This window comes from Saccharicrinis sp. 156, assembly GCF_050589685.1.
Taxonomy (GTDB): domain Bacteria; phylum Bacteroidota; class Bacteroidia; order Bacteroidales; family Marinilabiliaceae; genus Saccharicrinis.
Window position 1 is genome coordinate 75743 of record NZ_JBNGOS010000001.1, and the last position, 23465, is coordinate 99207.

At 39.2% G+C, this 23465-nt stretch carries 9 protein-coding genes; 7 read left to right on the forward strand and 2 right to left on the reverse strand.

Going from position 1 to position 23465, the window contains the following annotated elements; genetic code table 11:
- Nucleotides 1–52: 52 nt before the first annotated feature.
- Nucleotides 53–4135 (reverse strand): hybrid sensor histidine kinase/response regulator transcription factor, encoded by a 4083-nt coding sequence (locus tag ACRD64_RS00265; RefSeq protein ID WP_430931138.1) that lies wholly within the window; start codon nt 4133–4135, stop codon nt 53–55.
- 501 nt (nt 4136–4636) lie between these two features.
- Here ACRD64_RS00265 and ACRD64_RS00270 point away from each other — a divergent pair.
- From ACRD64_RS00270 to ACRD64_RS00300, 7 genes are all read left to right on the forward strand, one after another.
- The gene (locus tag ACRD64_RS00270; protein WP_430931139.1) at nt 4637–7684 is read left to right on the forward strand and encodes a glycoside hydrolase family 2 TIM barrel-domain containing protein; all 3048 of its coding nucleotides are present in this window, start codon (nt 4637–4639) and stop codon (nt 7682–7684) included.
- 49 nt (nt 7685–7733) lie between these two features.
- Nucleotides 7734–10799 (forward strand): glycoside hydrolase family 2 TIM barrel-domain containing protein, encoded by a 3066-nt coding sequence (locus ACRD64_RS00275; protein WP_430931140.1) that lies wholly within the window; start codon nt 7734–7736, stop codon nt 10797–10799.
- Between the two features lie 4 nt (nt 10800–10803).
- A complete protein-coding gene (locus ACRD64_RS00280; RefSeq protein ID WP_430931141.1) occupies nt 10804–12966 on the forward strand; it encodes a glycosyl hydrolase in 2163 nt (720 codons plus the stop codon).
- Between the two features lie 54 nt (nt 12967–13020).
- Nucleotides 13021–15186 carry a glycosyl hydrolase gene (locus ACRD64_RS00285; RefSeq protein WP_430931142.1) on the forward strand — a complete coding sequence of 722 codons (2166 nt, stop codon included), beginning with the start codon at nt 13021–13023 and terminating at the stop codon, nt 15184–15186.
- 92 nt (nt 15187–15278) lie between these two features.
- A complete protein-coding gene (locus tag ACRD64_RS00290; protein WP_430931143.1) occupies nt 15279–16823 on the forward strand; it encodes a sulfatase-like hydrolase/transferase in 1545 nt (514 codons plus the stop codon).
- 18 nt (nt 16824–16841) lie between these two features.
- On the forward strand, nt 16842–17963 hold the full coding sequence (locus tag ACRD64_RS00295; protein ID WP_430931144.1) for an alpha-L-fucosidase: 1122 nt from the start codon (nt 16842–16844) through the stop codon (nt 17961–17963).
- 104 nt (nt 17964–18067) lie between these two features.
- Nucleotides 18068–19579 carry a sialate O-acetylesterase gene (locus tag ACRD64_RS00300; RefSeq protein WP_430931145.1) on the forward strand — a complete coding sequence of 504 codons (1512 nt, stop codon included), beginning with the start codon at nt 18068–18070 and terminating at the stop codon, nt 19577–19579.
- Nucleotides 19580–19784: 205 nt separating this feature from the next.
- Here the strand turns inward: ACRD64_RS00300 and ACRD64_RS00305 are convergent, their stop codons facing one another.
- Complete coding sequence (locus ACRD64_RS00305) at nt 19785–23135, reverse strand: NPCBM/NEW2 domain-containing protein (RefSeq protein WP_430931146.1); 3351 nt, start codon at nt 23133–23135, stop codon at nt 19785–19787.
- Nucleotides 23136–23465 lie beyond the last annotated feature (330 nt).

Consider the following 23465-nt stretch of genomic DNA (forward strand, 5'->3'; position numbering starts at 1 on the left):
ACCGTTTCAAATCATTCACACGTATGAATAAATCCTAATTACCTACTAATCATTAGTTATCTTTTCTCTTACCTTCCTGATATTGAGTAGGTGTTACACCATACATCTTTTTAAAGCAGACTCCAAAATAACTTAAATCGTTAAAACCACATTTATAAGCTACTTCCGAAATCTGAAAAGTCTTATTATCAAACAATTGCGCAGCACGACGCAAACGTATGTTTCGAACAAATTCACTCGGGGAACAACTGGCCAGGTTTTTCATTTTTCGGTACAACATGGAATTACTTACTCCCAGCTCCTTGGCAAAATCTTTAATTGAATATTCTGCATCTGAAATATTATCCTCCACAATCTTTTTTGCCTTATTAAAAAATTCCTCATCTAATGGGGTAATAGTCACATTTTCAGGCTCAAGATTTAAACTCACTGCTGTTTTTTCACGTTGATTTTGAAAATTCATTAATAAGGCCTGAATACGAACCAACAACAGTTTCATGTTCACTGGTTTTTCGAGGTAAGAATTAGCACCTGACTGATAACCTGCCAACCTGTTCTCATCGCCTACTTTAGCCGTTAATAATATAACCGGAATATGGCTGGTATTGATATTGGTTTTTAACGCCTGGCATAACTCATGCCCGCTCATATTGGGCATCATTACATCCGATATAACCAGATCGATTTCTTCTTTTTCAGCAATCTGAATACCTTTCTTTCCGTCTTCGGCTTCCAGTATTTTATACTTTGACGCCAATGCCCCCTTAAGCGATTGCCTGAATTCATCATTGTCCTCCACCAAAAGAATGGTTTTACCTGTCAGGTCAACTTTCCGTTCTTCGTATATACTGTCCTGTTCATTTTCAAAATCAGTATCTACTACTGTGCTAACTTCATCACCTTTTATTTTTTCAACATCATTATTGGCAAAGTCCTTTTCATAGCTACCGTCAATAGGCAAAACAACTGTAAATAAAGCGCCTTGCCCTTCTTTACTTTCAACATCTATGGTTCCTTTTAAAATGTCGATCAAACTCTTGGTCAGGTTCAAACCGATCCCTATACCTTCGGACTTAGTACTTGCTTTACTTTTGACCCTATAAAAACGATCAAATAAGTACGGCAAGGCATCTTGCGGTATACCACAACCCGAATCTTTAACTATAATGTTTACATTGGCGGCATCTGATTTTGACAGCGTAAGCCATATATTACCTTTTTGCGGGGTATATTTAATGGCATTTGAAAGTAAGTTACGAATAATCAATTCCCATTTTTCTTTATCTATTTTACCTTCAATCCCATCTTCAATTTTTATGGCAATACTTATATTTTTTTTATCCGCAACTGGCTTAAAGTCTTTAACACAATTGTTAACTATCTCGCTAACGTTTTCATGGGCCATACTTACTTTCATACTGTTGGTTTCCACCTTTCTAAAGGTAAGCAACTGTTTGATTAACCTTTCCAAACCGGCTATACTTCGCTCCATTACCGAAACAGTATCTTCCCTATATTCTTTTTGCTCTTTTATATTATATAACGATGTAGCTAATATGGAAATAGGTGTTAATAACTCGTGCGATATATTGGTAAAGAAACTTAACTTATACTGATTTAATTTTTCCGATTTGATCCTGGCCACTTGCTCCAACTCCATATTTTGTTTAGCTCGTTCAATACGTAACCTCTGTCGGAAAATAAATAAGGCTAACAACCCAATAAATACAACATACAAACTTATAGCCCACCATGATTTATAAGGAGCCCTGTCTACTGAAATGCTTAATTTCACCGCATCTTCATTCCATACGCCCTGACTATTGGATCCTTTTAAAACAAAAGTGTATTCTCCTGCCGGGATGTTGCTGTAATTCGCACTGCGCATTTTTGAATTTGCATATTTCCAATCCTTATCCAGTCCTTTAATTTTATAAGCATATTGATTTGCCTCCGGGAAAGTATAACTCAATGATGAAAAAGAAATGGATAAATCATTTCGTAAATGATCCATATGCAATACACTATCTTTTAAGCCGGATAGGCTTAATTGTTCACCCTCTATCAATATATCGGTGATGGCCACAGGTGCCTTAACATTATCCGACTTTATACGGTGTGGCTCAAAAATATTGAAACCATTATATCCTCCAACGTAAAACCTTCCTTCCTTATCTTTATAAAAAGAACGTGGCAAAAATACATTGCCTTGCAACCCATCCCGGTAAAAATAACTTTCAGACGACAATTCTGGTTGTTGTGTCCAGATTTTCGAAACACCCTGATTCGTTGTCACCCAAATATTATCGTATTTATCCTGGTTGACCCCGTATATCACATCTCCAATAATATTGGTTTCAGGGTTCGGACTTAAGATTTCAGTACTGTTCGGGTTGATATATTTTAGACCGCTGCCTTTTGTACCAATCCAAATTTTACCGCGGTTATCTTTAAACAAGGTTACTATCTTATCTTCGAACTGACCCCATTTTTTCACATCAACCTTACCCTTATTAAAAGAGAGTTTATATAAGCCATACAACTCAGAAGCGACCAATACATTTTTACCGTCAATGGAGACTATCCCCGAAATAGAAAAACTAGCCGAACTAACACCTGCTGCCTCTCTTAAGTCAATATATCTGCTATTCCAATTATTGTTTTTCCCTTTTATTAATAAGTTTAAACAATCCTCGGTCCCTACCAATACCGATCCGTTTTGCAAAGGATGTAAAACATTCACCTTTCTTCCCCTATACTGTTGTCTTTTTAGTCTATTACGGAGAACCTGAACTGTTTTTTTCTTCACATCCAATAAAACCAACCCATTATACCTGGTACCAATCCATAATAAAGAATCTCTGTCCCACATAAAATCCTTGACTGTATTTAGGTTGATAAAATCATCCAATATTTTGTATTCAGGAATATCCTGATAATGCTTAAACTCTTTCTTGTTCATGTCGTAAACAACAAAACCTATGCTCAGCACTCCTGCCAATAACCTTCCTTTATGATCGATTTCAAAGGTGTGCACCGCTTGATTTCTTCTTTGAGGAAATAAATTAGGTATTTTCAAATGCTCAAACTTATTCCTCTCAATTATTAGCTTTTCAACTCCACCTCCTTTAGTGGCTACCCACAAGATGTTGGAGTTATCATTAAAAACAGAATTGATTATAGTGCTGGAAACAGATCCATTTTTATCTTCAGGGGTATAGTTTACAATTTTATGGCTTTTGCTTAAAGGATATTGAATTATTGATAAGCCATAGGGAGTGCCAATCCATATATTGTTATAACTATCTTCACATATGGTTAAAATAATATCACCCGGGATAGAATTAGGATTATTTCCATCGTGCTCAAATGTTTTAATCACATTAACACTGTCACCAGAAATATCTAACACAAATAATCCTCTATCCCAACTCCCGACCCACAAATAACCTCTGTTATCTATAAATAAGGCGTTGGTAGCCAAATCATAACCAGCCTTTTCTGAAGGATTGAACAATGGAAAATTGGTGAAAGATTTTTTATCCTTATTTAGTTTCAATAAGTTGTTACTCCATGATGTTACCCATATTTGCCCTTTATGATCTTCAACTATTTGTTTTGTATTGTTATTGCTAATATTCATAGTCTTTGAGGGTCGTACAACAGATACTGAGTTACTTTCCTCATCGATAATATAAAATCCTGTTTGCGAGCACATATAAATTGTACCATCAGATGCTTTGATAACGTTATTGAGTTTCACTCCCTTAAAATACTTTTCTGCAAACTGCAATATGGGCTCAAAAAACCTGTTAAAAGCATAAAAACCATCGTCTGTCGTAACCAGATAATTTCCCTGCTTGTCAACATGAATGGATGTAATAACTATTCCATACAATTTACCCAGATGATAGTGGTTTTTAAACGATTCGAATTCGTACCCGTCAAACCTAACAATTCCTTCTGCAGTGCCAAACCAGATAAATCCATTTTTATCCTGTACAGTGGTGTATACCTCATCAGACAGCAAACCGTGTGTATTATTAATATGCTCGAAATATAGGTTATTATAATCCTGCCCATACATAGCATTAAATAATAATAACTGTAGAAATAGTAGTATTTTTACTTTCATCTGTTAAAATTTTCTTTAGTTCACGGAAGTTGCATTCCTAAAGGTGTTCATCCTTTTCCGTTGGTCAATTCAACGGCCACCTACCCATTTGCAATGCTACGGAACGCCTCAGCAAACAATCACCCTAAACGACAAACCGGGAAAAACAATGTGCGAAAAATTTTTCTCTTGCTCGTTTCTATAGCGTCTTAAATCAAATCTTTTTTTTATCTGGAAAACCTATCAATCCCCGATGTGATAAATGTACAAATATCCATTATTTATCCCAAAACTTAGGCAAGTAGTTTATTGAACATCCTTCAATTGTTATTAATTATTATTCAAACACAGTAAACCATCTTTAAATAAACGATTAGTTATAATCAAAGAGATATCTTTAATAAGCTAATTGGTTTGTAATTATAATATTTGAAGACGAATTTATTACTATTCAACAACTTACTTATGATACGTTTTTTGAGAATACTGACAACTGTAGTATTAATGTGTATGTCAATACATATGAATGGCCAAGATTGGAAAAACATTCAAGTTTTGCAGAAAAACCGACTAAAGGCTTCATCCATTATTGTCCCTGCATCATCTATTGAAGAAGCGACTAAAACCAGTTTAACAAACTCACCTTTTTATAAATCCTTAAACGGAAAATGGGCTTTCAAATATTCAGAAGGCCCGTCCAGCAGACCAATTGATTTCTATAAAACAGAATTTGATGTTACCGGATGGGATAAAATCAACGTACCCGGCAATTGGGAATTACAGGGATATGGAATGCCCATGTACCTCAATCACCCTTTTGACTTTTCCCCTAATAAAAAACCTACGCCCCCGGTAATTGATTTTATTCCCGAGGATAAAAATCCGGTTGGCTCCTACCGAAGAGATTTTGAAATTCCTGAAAACTGGGATGGAAAAGATCTGATTCTGCATTTTGGAGCTGTAAAGTCCGCCATGTACGTGTGGGTAAATGGTAAAAAAGTAGGTTATAGCCAGGGATCTAAGACACCGGCCGAATTTGATATTACCTCATTTGTTCAAAAAGGCGGAAACACCTTAGCCGTTGAGGTATACAGGTGGAGTGACGGCTCGTTTTTGGAATGTCAGGATTTTTGGCGTATCAGTGGTATTGAACGTGATGTTTATGTTTATGCCACGCCTAAAACGAGAGTTAAAGATTTTAAAGTTTCTGCAGGTTTAGACCAGAACTACGTCAATGGTATATTTTCCTTAGATTTAGATGTTCAATCTCAAGAAAAAAACACCCCGGTTAAAGCTGAATTTCAATTAATGGATGGAGATAAAACCATTGCCAATTCATCCATCACTTTAAAGACTAAAGGTTATCAAGCAAAGGCCGTTTTCAACAATAATATCAACAATGTAAAAAAATGGTCGGCAGAAAGTCCTTATTTATATCACCTAATTATTTCATTAAAAGACGAGAACGATAAGTTGATTGAAACTTTCGGAAAAAACATTGGCTTTAGAACGGTAGAAATTAAAAACAGCCAACTTTTAGTGAACGGGCAACCTGTTTTGGTTAAAGGCGTTAACCGCCATGAACACGACCCGGTAACCGGCCATTATATCAGCAAGGAACTAATGGAACAGGATATTCGTTTGATGAAAGAATTTAACATCAACACGGTCAGAACCTGCCATTACCCTACCGATCCTTATTGGTACGACTTGTGCGACAAATATGGTTTATACGTGATTAACGAAGCCAACATAGAATCGCATGGTTTAGGTGCTGCGCTGCAAGCTCCTTACGATTATCATATTGCAGATGATCCAGCCTGGGAAAAACCACACCTGGACAGAATAGAGCGTATGTACAAACGCGACAAGAACCACCCTTCCATCATTATTTGGTCGTTAGGAAACGAAGCAGGTGATGGTGTTAACTTCGTAAAAGCATACCAATGGTTAAAGGAACATGACAGCCGTCCCGTGCAATTTGAGCAAGCCGATAATAAAGCGCATACCGATATTGTATGCCCGATGTATGCAACAATGGACGAAATAGAAAATTACGCACGCCAAATTGACATTTACCGTCCACTGATACAATGCGAATATGCGCATGCCATGGGCAACAGCGTGGGTAACCTGCAGGATTACTGGGACTTGATTGAAGAGTATCCTTCATTGCAGGGGGGGTGTATCTGGGACTGGGTGGATCAGGGTATACTGGCGAAGGATAAAAATGGCAACGATTATTTTGCTTATGGTGGCGACCTTGAAAAACCGGGAACTCGTAATGACAACAATTTCTGCTTAAACGGTTTAGTTTCTCCTGTTCGTAAACCTAATCCACATATTAACGAGGTTAAAAAAGTATACCAAAACATCTCTGTTCTTAAAGGCCACAAAAGAGGTGAGTTTTTTGTGAAAAACAAATTTTTCTTTTCGAACCTGAACAATTACAACTTGAATATTTCTGTTTTAATTGATGGTAAAATTGCGGAATCGACAACGATTACCGACCTAGATATTGCCCCACAATCGGCAAAAGCAGTTGCTGTTGAATTGCCAAAAACGGAAAACAAAGATGTACATATCAACTTTTCTTTTGTATTAAAAAAGGATGATGGTTTATTGAAAAAAGGACATGAGGTGGCCAAAGAGCAAATACAAATAGCCAAAGCCTCTTCTTCTGAAGACATGGCGGCCAGCGGCAAACTAAAAGTTAAAGAAACAGAAGAGGGATGGAATATCTCCACTGAATCCTCATCCCTGATTTTTGATAAAGCAAAAGGAACATTTATAAACCTTACCGTAAACGGAAAAGAATATATTAAAGAAGGTCCTCAACCCGATTTTTGGCGCGTACCGGTTGACAACGACTATGGTTTTGGCATGGTGAAAAAGCTGGGCATATGGAAAGAACAAAGCGCTAAAGCTAACGTGAGTCATATCGATGTAAAAGAAGAAAAAGGGCTAATTACATTTATTGTTACCAAACGTATGGACGATGTTTTTGGCGATTTTATCTCCACCTACAAAATAAATGGAGAAGGCATTATCCAGGTTGATCATTATATTCTTTTTGATCCTAACAGAAAAACGGTTAGTATTCCTCGCGTTGGATCTCAATTAAGGCTCAACAAAGAATTTGCGCAAACAGAATGGTATGGTCGTGGCCCTCACGAAAATTATGCCGACCGTTATACCAGTGCTTTTATGGGGACATACCAATCAACTATTGATGAAATGTATTATCCATACATCCGCCCGCAATCAAATGGTTATAGAATGGGAGTAAAATGGATGACCTTAAGCGATGGCAATCATGGCTTAAAAATCCGGGCCAAAAACCAGTTCTGTATACAGGCTCAATATTACGAGCATGATGACTATGGTAATGAAGTTAAAAAGCAACCCCGTCATCAGTTTGACATGAAAAAACGAGATTACATCATATTAAACCTGGATTACGGTATGGCCGGTATTGGTGGAGACACCAGTTGGGGAGCAACGCCTCATTTAATCTATCAATTGCTAAGGAGGGAATATAGCTGGGGTTATGTGATTACTCCGTTTTAGGATGAAGTTTGAAATGTATAAACGGGAAATCATTTTAATTAACAACTCTATGAAAATAAATATTTGTTTTTTCTTGGTCCTTCTTGCACCACTTGTTGGTTATAGCCAACCCAATCAAAAGAAAATGAATTTCAACGATGATTGGTATTTTATTCAAGATGATATTTCAGCATACAAAACAGCTGAATACGACCATAGTAATTGGCGAAAATTAGATTTACCACACGATTGGTCCATCGAAGGAGAATACGATGAATCTAATCCTATGGGAGGTACATGTGGCTATCTGCCAGCCGGAACCGGATACTATCGTAAAACAATAGATATTCCTTCGCACTGGAAAGGAAAAGTAATTAAAATATTGTTTGACGGGGTTTTTATGAACAGCTCGGTATGGGCTAATGGTCAAAAACTAGGCACTCGTCCTTACGGATGGAGTTCCTTTTCTTATGACATTAGTGATATCGTTAACACTTCGAAACAAATAAATTTTGCAGTTCGGGTGGATAATAGTCTGCAACCCTCGGCAAGGTGGTATACCGGAAGCGGCATTTATACCGATACCTGGATTGAAGTGATGGAACCTGTTCATATTGAACGTGAAGGCGGAATATTTATCAAAACACAAAATAACCAGGTTCATATCTCCACCGAAATAGTCAATCAATCAGAAAAAGCCGCTAAAGTCATCTTAAAAACACGCATTCTGAATGCGCAGGGACTCGAAGTTTTAAGTGTTTCTGATAAAGTGAAGATCGCCACAGAAAAAAAATCGCAACTAAGTCAGGATATTCAAATCAAGGATGCAAACCGGTGGTCTCCCAAAAATCCATATTTATATACAGCGGTCAGTGAAGTTTGGAAGGGCAGCCAGCTGATTGATATCATAGAAACCCGCTTTGGAGTTCGTGATATTGAATGGGTTCCTGAAACCGGGATGTGGCTGAACGGTGAGAATATTAAACTGCAAGGGGTTTGCAACCACCAGGATGCCGGTGCATTAGGAACAGCAGTTCCGGATAAAATACTTCGTTTTAGAATTGAGCAATTGAAAGGCATGGGTTGTAATGCGATTCGAACCGCACATAATCCTCAAACACCAAAGTTTTATGACATGTGTGATGAAATTGGAATGCTCGTGATGGATGAAATATTCGATGGATGGAAAAAGAAAGCTAAAAATGATTATGGGGCTCACCATTTTTTCGAATGGTGGAAAAAAGATTTAACGGATTGGATGAAACGCGACCGCAATCACCCCTCTGTGGTCATTTATAGTGTAGGCAACGAAACGGGAGGACCTGTTGGTAAAGATATTGTGGAACTGTGCCACCAGATTGACCCAACTCGTCCGGTAACATCAGGTCATTCCGGATCACAATTTATGGATGTACACGGTGTAAATGGTGCCAGCGAGAGAATCGGTTTTATTGATAACCTTCACAAGGATCGTGTATTTATCGGAACGGAAAACACACACACCTGGCAAGTTCGTGGTTATTACCGAAGTAAAACCTGGTATCGTGACGGTGCACACAAAGCTGGTGTGAGTTTAACCGAGGACTTAACACAAGAAGAAGTCTTTACGCATGATTGGATTTTAAACGCTGACCGTAACAAAGCGAAGCAAATTTTTAACTCTAGTTACGATAATGCTTATGTACGTTTAAATTCCAGGGGTAATATTGAGCAAATCAGGGATATACCACACTATGCCGGTTCATTCCGCTGGACAGGTTACGATTATATAGGGGAAGCCAGTTACGTGCATGGCGGATGGCCCTTTAGAGCTTTTATGGGTGGAGCTATTGACCTGGCAAACTTTGAAAAAGATCTGTATTACTTGTATCAAAGCCAATGGACTACAGAACCTATGGCTCATATCCTGCCTCACTGGACCCATCCTACAATAAAAGCGGGAACCGAAATACCGGTTTGGGTCTACTCCAATTGCGATGAAGTAGAACTATTCCTAAATGGGGAATCGCTGGGACGAAGAAAGCCGGGAAAAACAAGACATGACATGCAATGCGAATGGTTGGTACCCTGGCAACCGGGACAATTAAAAGCTATTGCATATAAAAATGGCCAAGTTAAAGTTGAAAAAACAGTTAACACGGCTTACCGCCCATATCAAAACAGTCTTTCAATAGATGGGAAAGCACTAAAACCAGTGGGTAAAGACATTGTTCAGGTACGCGTAACCGCCCAGGATTCTTTACATCATTTTTACCCTTATGGTGAAAACCGTACCTTTTTTAATGTAATTGGACCAGGTAAAATTCGTGCTTTGGATAATGGGAGCCCTATCGATGTTGAAAAACACTTTGGTGTAGACAACCGCATTGCATTTTATGGGCTTACACGTGCTTATATTGAATCTACAGGTGAACCTGGCGATATCAACCTATTAGCCTCTGCCATTATGGGAGAAAAAAAGCAGATTACCTCCAATATGGTATCCATCGATACGCAAATTTTAAATTTACGAGGCAAGGCCATTTCTCCGGAAATAAAGATTTATTATACCACTGACGGAAGTACGCCTACAGAAAACAGCCCTGTTTATACCCAAAGCTTCCCTGTCGAGTTAGGCACAACAGTGCAAGCCTTAGTTGTGGCAGACGGTCAACCTCATCAACTATTGTCGGAACGATTTGCCAACGACGAAGGATTTGTTTGGAACGACCTAAAGGAAAATATTGAAAAAACCCCGGGGGGGGATCAGGCCGAAGAAGCCGTATTTGATGGAGCTTCTATATCTAAAAACGGAGCTGGTTTTAATGGTTCCGGATTTTTAGATTTTGGTAACAACAAAGATGGATTTGTGGAATGGTACCGCGAAAATGATGGTGATGCAGGAATTGAGATTTTAAATATCAGATATAGCTGCAATACTTCAAACAGCAAAGGTAGAAAGGTCAAGTTGATCGTCAATGGAAAAACGATACAACCTGAATTGCTATTACCGAATACCGAATCCTGGGGCCAACATTGGGGCACTGTCTCTGTGAAAATAGATATAAAAAGGGGAGCCAATACCATTCGTCTGGTCAATCCCGGAATTGGAGGAGCATATATCGATGAAATATCTTTTGGAAAATCTGTAAAATAAGAAAATGAGACTTACGACTATTTTTATTACACTGTTTCTTCTTATTGCCTCTAATCTACTGGCGCAGACCGTATCATGCGAAAGCGTATTTTACGATTCTTTTAGCGAAGATGGTGCTTTGCCTGCAGCATGGACCGAATATAACACCAATGGACAGGTGACTGTAGTAGACGGCAGTCTGGAATTTGATTATACTGCTTCCCTACCGTCAGCTTATCGTACATTTGATGCAGAGACACAAAACTTATCTATTTCATTTGATGTATCCAGTACAAGAAACTGGGCGAAGTGTAAGTTAAACATACGCTCATCATTTGGCCAATACATAACAGGTTTGATAATTGGGAACGATGGAATAAAAAACATTCAGTATGCCACGGCCCTTGATGCTTCAAACAATCCAACATCTTATGCCGGATCGTTGCTAGATGGAGTTTACAGTAAAAACACGATTTACTCTGTTAGCATTGTTATAAATTTTGAAACAAAAACATTGTCCTTTTACCAGGGGGATGTAATCAAAGCTGCAAATGTTGCTTTCCTGGAAGATGCGACAGATGTCGCCAAAATTGACATCTCGCAATTATCGATGTACAGTAACGAAGGTCGTTTTTACTTCGATAATATTGAACTGGCTTATCAAGGTATTGATCGTTCCGGTTTGGCTACGGTTATTTCTGAGGCACAGGATGCGATAAGTGAAGTCATTTTAAGCCCCCAGTATGGCTATACAAAAGAAACCTATCTGGCATTAAAGGAAAGCATTGAGGATGCGACCCCGTTATTGACAATTTGCGAGGTAACCGAAGTGGAGCTCGCTCAGGCCGAAAATGATGTATTGGCAGCACAAGCTGCCTTTAATGCATCTTTCATGGATGAACCTGTATTAACACTTTATGCTGATAGTGATTTTTCTGGTATTGAGCGTGAATACAAATGCGGATACTACAACGGTAACCTCGGTGATTTCGAAGACATTCCTGTGTCTTTTAAACTGGACAGAGGCTATATGGCCACATTTGCCCAAGATGCAGACGGGAAAGGTTTTAGTAAGGTATATATCGCTCAGGATGATGACCTGGAAATAATTTTCCCGGAGGAGTTACAGCACAGTATTTCTTTTATGCGCATTAGTCCGTGGTTCGAAAAGCAGAAAAAAGGAAGTTGTGGTAAAGGGGTGGATGTTCAGGATGCCCTGGGTTCGGAATGGTACTACGCCTGGGGAATGACCAATGGATACAGTACCGCCGAGCGTGAATTTGTTCCCATGTCCTGGAGCGGTGGTGATGGCTTTAGCGGCCTATCGGCTACCCGAGCGGCAGGTCAGAATATGGCTTTTAACCACCATTTGGGATTTAATGAACCTGACCTGGAAGACCAGTCCAACATGTCAGTAGAACGTGCGCTTGAGGTATATCCAAACTTATTTGCATCAGGACTAAGACTGGGTTCCCCTGCTGTGTCTCATGGCGGATTGACCTGGATCAATGAATTTATGGATTCCTGTGTGGCAAAAGGTTACCGGGTCGATTTTATTGCTATACACGATTATGTGCGCCGTTCACCCAAAGGGTACTATGATAGATATAAAGCTCTGCACGATAAATATAATGTGCCTATTTGGGTGACAGAATACAATTACGGTAACCCTGGAATGGGCTCGCCGGTGATTACAGATGAAGTAGCGTTAGCGAAATTACAAAGCATCAATAACATGATGGACACCTGTTCTTTTATTGAGCGTTATTCCATGTTCTACTTTCAACCAAGTGCGGGGCAATTATCTATTTTTGAAACAAGGACGCCCATTGTTTTCAACATAATTGGAGAATATTACAAAGCTCATGAATCTCCATATCCTTCCTATACTCAGGAAGTATATGAACAAGGTCCCAATATTGGAACCGGTATAGAGACGCAATTAGCTTCAGATGCGAATATTTCCGTGTTTCCTAACCCTGTAACCAATGGGATAATCAACCTGATGTTCCCGAAGGCCGCACCGAAGGAATTTACGTTGCATCTTTATGATGTTAGTGGCAACGAAGTAATGCTAGTGCATAATAAAACCCAACTTGATGTCGCTAATTTTAAAAGCGGCTTCTATATGCTTCGTATTGAAAATGCAGAAATAAATGCGGTGCAAAAAATTATGATTCGGAACTAATTGAAATAGCTAATCCTTAATAGCTATTACGAACATGAAATTAAAGATTAATCTATGAAATCAAAATCTATTTTAATTCTCACAATACTGATTAGCATTCTGTCTATGGCAGATGCCCAAACATGTGGCACTAACATCTTTATCGATGAGTTTAGTACCGATGGAAGCCTTCCGTCAGAATGGACTGAGTTTAATACATCAGGTCAGGTAACCGTTGATGGTGCCCAATTAAAGTTTGACTACACCGCCGATCAGCCAGGTGCCTATCGTACTTTTACACCGGTGAGTGAGGAGGTGACCGTATCTTTCGATGTTGAAAGCACCCGTAATTGGGTAAAATGTCGGTTTGATATTTTATCATCGGATGATAAGTATGTAACCAGTATTATGATTGGAAATGATGGTGTAGGTAATATCCAGTATGCTACCTCACTGGATGCTTCCCATAGCCCAACTTCCTTTTCCGGATCTTTGGTGGATGGTAGTTATGCTAAGAACTATACTTATACTATGGCAGCCACCATTGACTTTGAAAATAAAACCATTGATTTTTATGAAGATGGTGCAAAAAAAGCAGGGGCTATATCATTTATAGAAACGGCCGGCGACATTGCCAAAGTACGCATCACGCAAATATCTATGTATAGCAGTGAAGGACGCTTCTTTTTTGATAATATAGCTTTGGCTTATCCGGGGGCTGATCGTTCTGTTCTTTCGGCAGGTATCAATAGCGCTGAAGACCTGACTATTTCAGCGGTAATAAGTCCGCTTTATGGCTACTCGTCTGAATCTTATGAGGCATTGAAGCTAGCTAAAGAGCAGAGTGAAACAATCCTGAACAATTGCGATGCCATACAGGTGGAAATTGATGCAGCCTCGGCGAACTTGCAAACAGCCATTGCGGACTTTGAGAATTCTTTCATAGATGAAAATGTGCTCACGCTTTATTCATCTTCAAGTTCCCAGGGTGATGAAATTTCCTACAGATGTGGCTACTACAATGGAAACCTGGGTGATTTCGAGGACAAAGCAGTATCTTTTAAACTAGAAAAAGGTTATATGTTAACCGTGGCACAAAATGTAAATGGTAGTGGTGTAAGCAAGGTGTATGTTGCTGCGGATCATTCATTGGAATTAAATTTCCCTGCAGAACTTCAGCAAAGTATTTCATTTATGAGAGTTGGACCATGGCGGGATACGAAGAAACGTGGTTCCAGCGGAAAAAGTGATAACAATGATGTGGTACTTGCTTTAAAGTCTGACTGGTTTTACGACTGGGGCAGTGCAGATGTAAGTATGACAGAATGCGAATATGTAATTATGGACTGGAGTGGTGGTGCCGGCATTGATAAAATGACTACCATGGGAAATAATATGGCCATCACCCATCATTTAGCATTTAACGAACCCGATGGTGAGAATCAAGCCAATATGACAGTAGATAAGGCTATTGAGAAATACGAAATTCTGCAAGCTTCAGGCTTACGATTGGGAGCCCCAGCGGTAACTGATGGCGCAAAAGGCAGGGCATGGCTTGATGAATTTATGCCGAAAGCAATCGCAGCCGGTTACCGTATCGACTTTATCCCGGTACACTATTATAAAATTATGTCGGCAGAAAACTTTTACAACTGGCTGAAAGATTTCTACGATCAGTATCAAGTGCCCATTTGGGTAACCGAATGGAATTATGGGGATATCTGGGCTGCCAATGAAAAAGACAAAACCGAAGCCCAGGTACTCACCAATGTTCAGGCATACTGCGAGATGATGGATAATGCTGACTTTGTGGAACGATACTGCATCTTTACCTGGCAACCTTCACAAACTTCAGCCCAAACCGTAATGTCGGTGCGTTATCCGGTAACGCTTAATTCGGTTGGGGAATATTATGCCAACCACGAGTCTCCGGTGGCTTATATACAAGAAAATTATGAAAACGGGCCTGATCTGGACACAAGCAATGGTATAAATGAGCTAATGTCTGAGTTTTCCATTTACCCCAATCCCGTAATAAACGGAATTATTCATTTAGAGATAAGTGATGAATATTATTCGGAAGAATACAATATAAGTATCTGTGATTTATCGGGGAATGTTCTTTTGAACAAGGTCGTAAAAGAAAAAACAATTGATGTAACCGGATTATCAAAAGGTTTTTATCTGATTAAATTGTATTCGGACAATCAAATAACAACCAGAAAGATATTGATAGAATAATGAAAGGAATTAGTGTATTATGTCTTGGATTTATTTCTTTTGTAATTTCTGTTGTGGTACAAAGCATCAAACCCCAAAATTTAAGATATAAAATGCAAAAAACATATTTCATACTTGTTGCCTTACTTACTTTCATGGGCAGTTATGCTCAGGATAAGCATCCCAACATTATTTTTCTGCTGGCTGATGACCAGCGCGATAATACTTTTGGGGCCATGGGGCATCCACATATCCAAACGCCCCATGTAGATAAACTGATCAATAATGGAGTTCGTTTCTCAAATACTTATATTGCCGAACCTATTTGTGCACCTAGCAGGGTGGCTTTATTCACAGGGTTAAACGAACGCATGAGCGGAGTCGGTTTTACATCTTCCTATAAACTCACCGAAGATCAGTGGGCCCACTCCTATCCTGAAATGCTACGAAAAAATGGTTATTATACCGGATTTATTGGTAAGTTTGGTATGGAATATTATACTTTTAAAGGTAAGGCCAAAGCAAAGTTTGATTACTGGAGAGCACATGACGGTTGGGCTAAGTTCTGGCCCAAGACAGCCAGGAATTGTGCTGAATATTTCGATTCCGGCGAAGATATCATCACCCCTGTGATGGGCGAAAGCATTGTGGAATTTCTGGATGATGTACCCAGTGAAAAACCCTTCTGTTTGTCTGTTAGTTTCTCGGTTCCTCATGGTAGCCAGATAAAATCCATGTACCCGGGAAATAAAGAGGCGGAGGATTGCATGATTCCGGCCAACGAATACGAAAAGCTCAAAGGTCACCCATTTTACGATACGCTTTACCGAAACATGAACATTCAAATACCGGAAGAAACGGCTACGGATCCTTATGTTCATATCCCTTACCAGGTGCTGGATCAGAACAAAGGAAGAGCAACCAAAGTATACAAATACGATTATGATACCATCTCATGTTACGAGCACCATATCCGATACTACCAGCAGATATCAGCCATGGACAAGGTAATAGGAGATATGGTGAAAGCTTTGAACGAAAAAGGACTTAGTAAAAACACAGTGATAATTTTTGCCAGTGACCATGGTTTATTAATGGGTGAATATGGCATGGGTGGCAAAGCGTTATTATATGATTTAACCACTAAAATACCTTGCTTTATATATGACCCGAGATTACCTGCGAAATCAAAAGGTAAGACAGAAAACAAATTGGTATCAAGCCTTGATATTCCCTCCACCATATTGGATTATGCGGGAATTACCCCTCCCGCTTGCATGCAGGGAGAAAGTCTGGTTCCTTTGATAAAAGGAAGGAACCGCAAATGGAGAAAAGAGTTGTTTCTGGAAAGTTTATACACAGGACGAGGTAATCCTGTTTGCGAAGGTATTAGGTTGGGTGATTGGAAATATATACGTATGTTCCAAATTAAAAAAGGAAAATATACTGAAGAAGATTTGAACTTTACCTCAAGGAAGCCGGATTATGAACAACTCTTTAATTTAAAAGATGACCCCAATGAGATGAATAACCTGGTAGAAAAATATGATGGGTCCGAAATTCTGGCTAAGTTGAGAAACAAAACCAGCGATCATTTTAACAAACAAAATATGGCCCGGGAAAAATATAAGACAAACACCCTAATTATTGAAAGATAATATATAACAAAACACAATATGAACAGAAGAAAGTTTATTGAATTATCAGCGCTTGCAGGAACAGCTGCCATGTTTTTTCCTAGTTGTGTAGGACAAAAAGAAGAATCCTTGCCTCCTTTTTTAAAAGGTAAAAAGGATTTATATGCTACCGATCCGCGTAAGGCAGCCATTGAATGGTTTCGGGAAGCCCGCTACGGTATGTTTATCCACTATGGTTTGTATTCGTTATTGGGACGAGGCGAATGGGTCCAGTTGTCTGATAAAATACATGTGGCTGAATATGCAAAATTGGCCGACCGTTTTACAGCCGATAAGTTCGATGCCGATTTCATTACTGACCTGGCATTGGAGGCTGAAATGAAATACATCAATATCACTACCCGCCACCACGATTGCTTTTGCTTGTGGGATACAAAATATACCGACTTTAAAAGCACCAACTCACCTGCTAAAAGAGATTTAATAGCTGAGCTTTATGAGCAGTGTAACAAAAAAGGGCTTGCCTTTTACCTTTATTATTCACATGGGCGCGACTGGCGTCATCCCCATGCGCCTAACAATGATAATTGGGGAGGCAATGCACGACCTAAATACGAAACACAGGAACCTTTATATAAATATGGCGATGAGCACGATTTGAGCATTTATGTGGACTTCCTTTATAATCAGGTAGATGAATTGCTCACTATGTTCCCCAATGTGGGCGGTATTTGGCTTGATGGCCATGGAGTTCCGGCTTCCGGAGACTTTGCCCAATTTAAACTGCAAGAGCTATATGACATGATCCACGCTAAACAACCGCACATGTTGGTTTCATACAAGCAAGGTGTATTGGGCACCGAAGACTTTTTGGCTCCGGAACGCAAATACAAAGCTGACGGAACTCCTCCAAAACCATTGGAGATATGCGATCACCTGCAGCGCAATAAATGGGGATATGCCCAAAGCCAGGATGGCAAGCACAAAACCAAAGATGAAGTGATAGCCATGCTTCAGCGTGCTGACAAATATCCGGCAAATCTGCTGCTGAACACTGGCCCGCTGCCTTCCGGAGAGATGCATCCCGAAGATGTAAAAGTTCTTCGTGAAGTGGGGAAAATGATCCGAACTCAAGGCTGGGAAAATGTATTGAAAGGATAACTTACTTATAAAAAACAATTAGATCATTTTGGAGGTTTGAATGGTTGGCTTAATTACCGTAAAAGTCTCCCATCAAACCTCTTTCTCATTTAAATAAATTATATATGCTTACAACTTTTCGTATCTTATCATGCACACTATTTATCTCCCTTCTTGCCCATGGCAATTTAGTTTCACAAAAACTCAAACTGGGCTCTCTTTTTAAAGAGCATATGGTATTACAACGAGAGATGCCGGTTAAAGTATGGGGCGAAGCTATTCCTCATAGCCATGTTATAGTTATACTCAACGGCGACAGTGCAAGTGTAAAAGTAAATATGGATGGTACATGGGAAACCACTTTACCCAAGCAAAAAGCCGGAGGCCCGTATACATTTAAAATAAAATCCGGTTCAGAAACGATTCAGTTCAATGATGTTTTAATTGGTGAGGTTTGGGTTTGTTCTGGTCAGTCGAATATGTTTATGGGATACCATCAAATTCCCGAAATAAAAGCATTGGATTCAATATTGAACAACATAAGAACCTTTAAAGTAGAAAATACAGTGGCCTTTAAAGAACAAAAATATGTGGGTGGAAAATGGGAAATCAAAAATCCGCCAAGTGCAGTTGCTTTTACCTTTGCTTATTTCCTGCAAAAATCTATCCATATGCCGGTTGGTATTATACTGACTTCGTGGGGAAGTTCATCCATTGAAGGCTGGATGCCAAGGGATATGACAGAAAAACTCCCTCATTTTAAAAACATCATGAAAAAGTTTGATGCGGATGGCAATAAAAAAGTCCGCATTGACAGCATATTATCTATCTCCGGTGCAAGAAACAGAAAAGACGACATCTTTCTCCGCACCCAGCCTAACATTATATACAATGCCATGATGAAACCGCTGGCCCCTTATGCTTGCCGCGGCCTGGTATGGTACCAGGGTGAGGCCAATAGCAATGGCATGAACAATATGATACAGTACGGAACAACGCTGCCGATGTGGGTAGAAAGAATCAGGCATGAGTGGCAAAAAGATGACCTCCAGTTTATGGCAGTTATGTTGCCAGGATTCGGTTCTAAATTGCATAAAAAATCTAAATCGGATGAGATTTTGGAAAGTCCCACTGCACCATCCTGGGCTTGGATAAGGGAATCGCAATGCCAGGTTTTAACATTGCCCCATACTGCAGTAGCCACTACCATTGATTTGGGAGATAAAAACAACATCCACCCCAGTGACAAGTTGCCCATTGGACAGAGGCTGGCGCTTTTAGCTCAAAAGAACACCTTCAACAAATCAATTATGGCAGAAGGACCGATACTAAAAAAGACCTTGGTAAAGAAAAATAGAATAGTCATCCATTACACCAATGCCAAAGGTTTAAAAACTACCGATGGAGAAGATCCCAGCGCTTTTTGGCTATCTGACGATACAAACACATGGTATAGAGCGAGTGCCAAAATTAAAGGCAAAACCGTTGTTTTAACCTGCGATAAAATCAGCAAACCCTTGTATGTACGGTATGCTTTTGCAGCAATGCCAAAAGTAAATCTAATAAATGATACCAACCTGCCTGCACGTCCTTTCAGGACGGATGTTTTTGAACCAGTTACTGTAAACTACAAATAAATTAAATTAAACAAGGGTGTTGAAAAACAACACCCTTGTATATAATTCACAACTAATCTGTCTTACCTTAATCTCCAATTTGTCAATACAAAATGTCCAATCTGCCCGAAGGGTAACAGAAACTTTGTTTCCCGAAACTTTGTCTGGTGGTGACAAAGCGGAAGCTTGTCACGCGCCAACTATAAACATTGAAGATAAACAACCATTATCTTTTCACCACTTTGGTTGAGTAAATAACACCATCTGCATAAACCAATAATGCATAAGTTCCTGCAGGTACAGAAATATGATCGACATATATCTGATCTGATTCATTAAATACCGCACTATACTGAATATTACCTGCCATATCCAGCAATATAACTTTACCTGATTCTATTTTAGGTAATTCAATTTTCATATTAGAATCAAAAGGGTTAGGAGCTACTTGAATATTATGGCTTACATTTAAGCCTGAACCGATACTATTGTCCTCATCACCATTAATCAAGCGGGCATTCCCAAAAATGATGAACTCTTCGCCGTCGGAACTTAAGGTTGAATATGTTTCGATTCTTAATTTATCCGCATCGCTAACATCAATATTTAACACAGGAGTCGGAGAGTTTGAATTGATATCAGCACTTTGATATGCCAACTCATCATCAACGTAAACTGCCATATTAAATTCACCTCCGGTATAGCTGTCATCTAAGCCAAACTCAGTTAAAAAAGTCAGGTAATTACCATTCAAATTATAAGTAACAGAAGTTCCTGCCTCAACACCAATACCTTTTTCATAGGTAATTCCATTTACGGTCATATTTCCCTCACTGCCAAAACCTTCGTCCTTATTAATATCCTCACCATCAACCACCTCGCTTAAATCACTTAAAAAGTCGCGTTCTTCAACAATCCACTGATATATAGCAACAGAGAATGGCTGAACAGTATCCGTGAGCGATTGACCTAATTCAATGTCGAACGGTCCTTCAACACTTACATTATAAGGAGACGCAGAAGTGTTTTCGGTATAAATATCATACGCTGTGGCCACCCATTTTTTACCTATCACTTCAGAAAAACCAAAACCATAATTTGAAATATTAATGCTGGCCCTTAATTCGTCTTCATCCAGCGTATTAGGTACAACCAGTGTTAATACATTTCCTTCCTCATTTATACTGGCCGTTGGATAACTATTTTGAATACTGGTATTGCTGTATGTATAAGAACCACCCTGATATTCAGCTTCTACAAACTTATCCTGATGTAAATGTGTAAATATGTGATAAGGAAGTCCTTTTGCCGAGACAAAGTTTCCACCTGTATTTACCATTGGGGTATTATCATTTTTAAAGTACGAGTGTGCCATCATATTTCCCATATCATCAGAATATGAATTGATAATATCATGCCACATTACACACAGCTGAGTAACCACACCAATCGTTTTTCCTCCGAAAAATTCGGTTAAATGTTGTTGTACATTCTTACCGGACAGTGATGAATTGCTGTGATCCGATAAATGATTCAGGTGACTTTGAATTTTGCTTTTATAACTCACCGACTTTTTCATCACCATTTTGTATTCATCACCTGCTTCTACTGTTCCACTTGGATAATAATGCTTGGTTACACCATCGAATGGAGCATTGATCTCGGCCATCTCTCGGTAAAACTCTTCCTCTTCCCAACAGCTGATTACTTCAATACTTGGATCAACAGCTTTCATCGCTTCGTAGTATTCCGGGAACCCGTCCAGTTCATCGGTGGAGTAATTCAGCATTACATTATATCCTCCTGAAGGCACACTTCCATTAGTGCCATCTCCAAAAGAAATTTTACCTGTTTCGGCATCTACAGTATAATGCAAGTCATTTGACCCGGAACTTGAAAGGTCAGCAACCCTGTTCCATGTTACCCCATTAATAGTAAGGGTAAAACTTTTGCTTAAGTCAACCGGGCAAAACTTGGTATAAAATTCCTGATTGGCCGAACCGTCTACCACACAAACAGATTGTACCCACGATGTTTGTTTAGCAGCCCTTTGGTTGGTAAAGGAACGAGGATCCCCATGTACATATACTCCCACTTTTCCATTTAAAATTTCGTCTCCACCCCTGTTGGCATCACCACTTGCCGGATAGTTACAAACGCTTAGCTCCCAAGTACCATTAAGTTCGTTTCCTATCTCCCAATATTTAACATTGTACGGTTCAGGATGGCCATTGTCTGCACGAACCTGAGCCCAATCGGTACCTCCATTTGGGTTCTCTCCCACCTCAGCGTTCATATACTCTACATAATCAGCTGCGTCCTGTACTGTTTCCCAATTAAAAGCTACCACGATCACACCTTTATTTAAATGCGTATTTTCTAACATATGCCCAAATTCATCAGGGCCAAACTCGTTACTTAAGGGGCCTGCCGATCCGTGACTATTTAGGTTATCAATACGTTGATCTACTGGTCCTATAGCTCTCTTCCATCGGTACAAATTGGCCATGGTTCCTCCCGGAAAACGATAACCTGGCGCTCCCGTATAATTGGCCAAATCAATCACATTATAATGACACCTTTCATTACTACTGTCCCAAAGACCTTGTCCGCTTCCATTATAAGTATTGTTCCCGCCAAACCATATAGGATTTCTTTCACAAAGTACATTTGTTGGATCTATGGTAATAGAAATATCCTGCATGCCCCAATTACGCGAATCGTCAAAACTGCTCCATGCTGTTTCCAAAAACACTACAGCACTGTCTACCTCATCTTGAGATGCTTCACAATTTGCATAAACCGATGATGCCTCATCAATTTTGGACTGAAAAACGTCTACAACACCCTGTGAATATTCACCATTTCCTGTTCCGATGTTGATTTCGTCAAGGTGTTCCCGGGCATTAGCAATGGCCGCTTCCAGGTTAACACGAATAACGTTATCCTGAGTTATCTGAACATTATCGAAATATACCTTGCCACTACCTCCATACATGGAAATTTGCTGAATATCAATCTTTCCAAAACCAGTAGCATTCTCCAAAAATGCTACACCAGAAACTTTTAACTCCCCATCTATATAAAAGTCGAAGGTTTTATTCTCTGTATCAACAATCAGCAAAACCAGATATTCTGTATTGGAACTAAAAGAAGCATCCAGCGCTCCGACATACGAAGTGGGGTTATTTGATGCATCCAGGTCGGTGGCATACAGAATATCCTTCTTACCATCATTGCCAAAAAGAATACTGGTTATCAAATCACCGTTACCTGCTTCAAGATTCATTTTTGCCTTAAACCAGTTTCTCTGACTTTTTATCTTAAAGGAATAGTAACACTTACCGTTAACTGCGTTAAATGTTCGATATGCAGATGGTTTGGCCGAGGTATAATCGAAAACCATTTCTGCCCCGCTCACCGTCACCTGACCGGATGTATTATACTCGGTCCATTGAGTGGGCAATGTCCCATCGTTATCGAAAGTGTCATTAATAATATCTCCACAATTCTGCGCCTGAGTAAATGATAAACCCGTTATAAAGGCTATTATTAAAATTAAGAATATTTTTTTCATCTATTTGATAATGGATTATTAGTTTATAACATGCTTCATTAAATTGTCTTTATCGTTCATAAATTTACTCATATTAGATATAGAGAAGTATTATTGACGATTCAAAAACTATAAGTGCCTATTCAAAGTCACTTTCTGAATGAAATTTTTGATTATACCCGCAATATGCATTAGAAATCCGGTTACGCATTTCAATTAACTCAAAACAAGGCGTTTCGTTAACTGGTCTCAACTCCTTGTTTTATGGTAAATAAAAGCGCCTTACATATCTCCATTAAATAATCCGGGGTAAGTCACTATAAGATTTCAGTCGACTTATATGACATATAG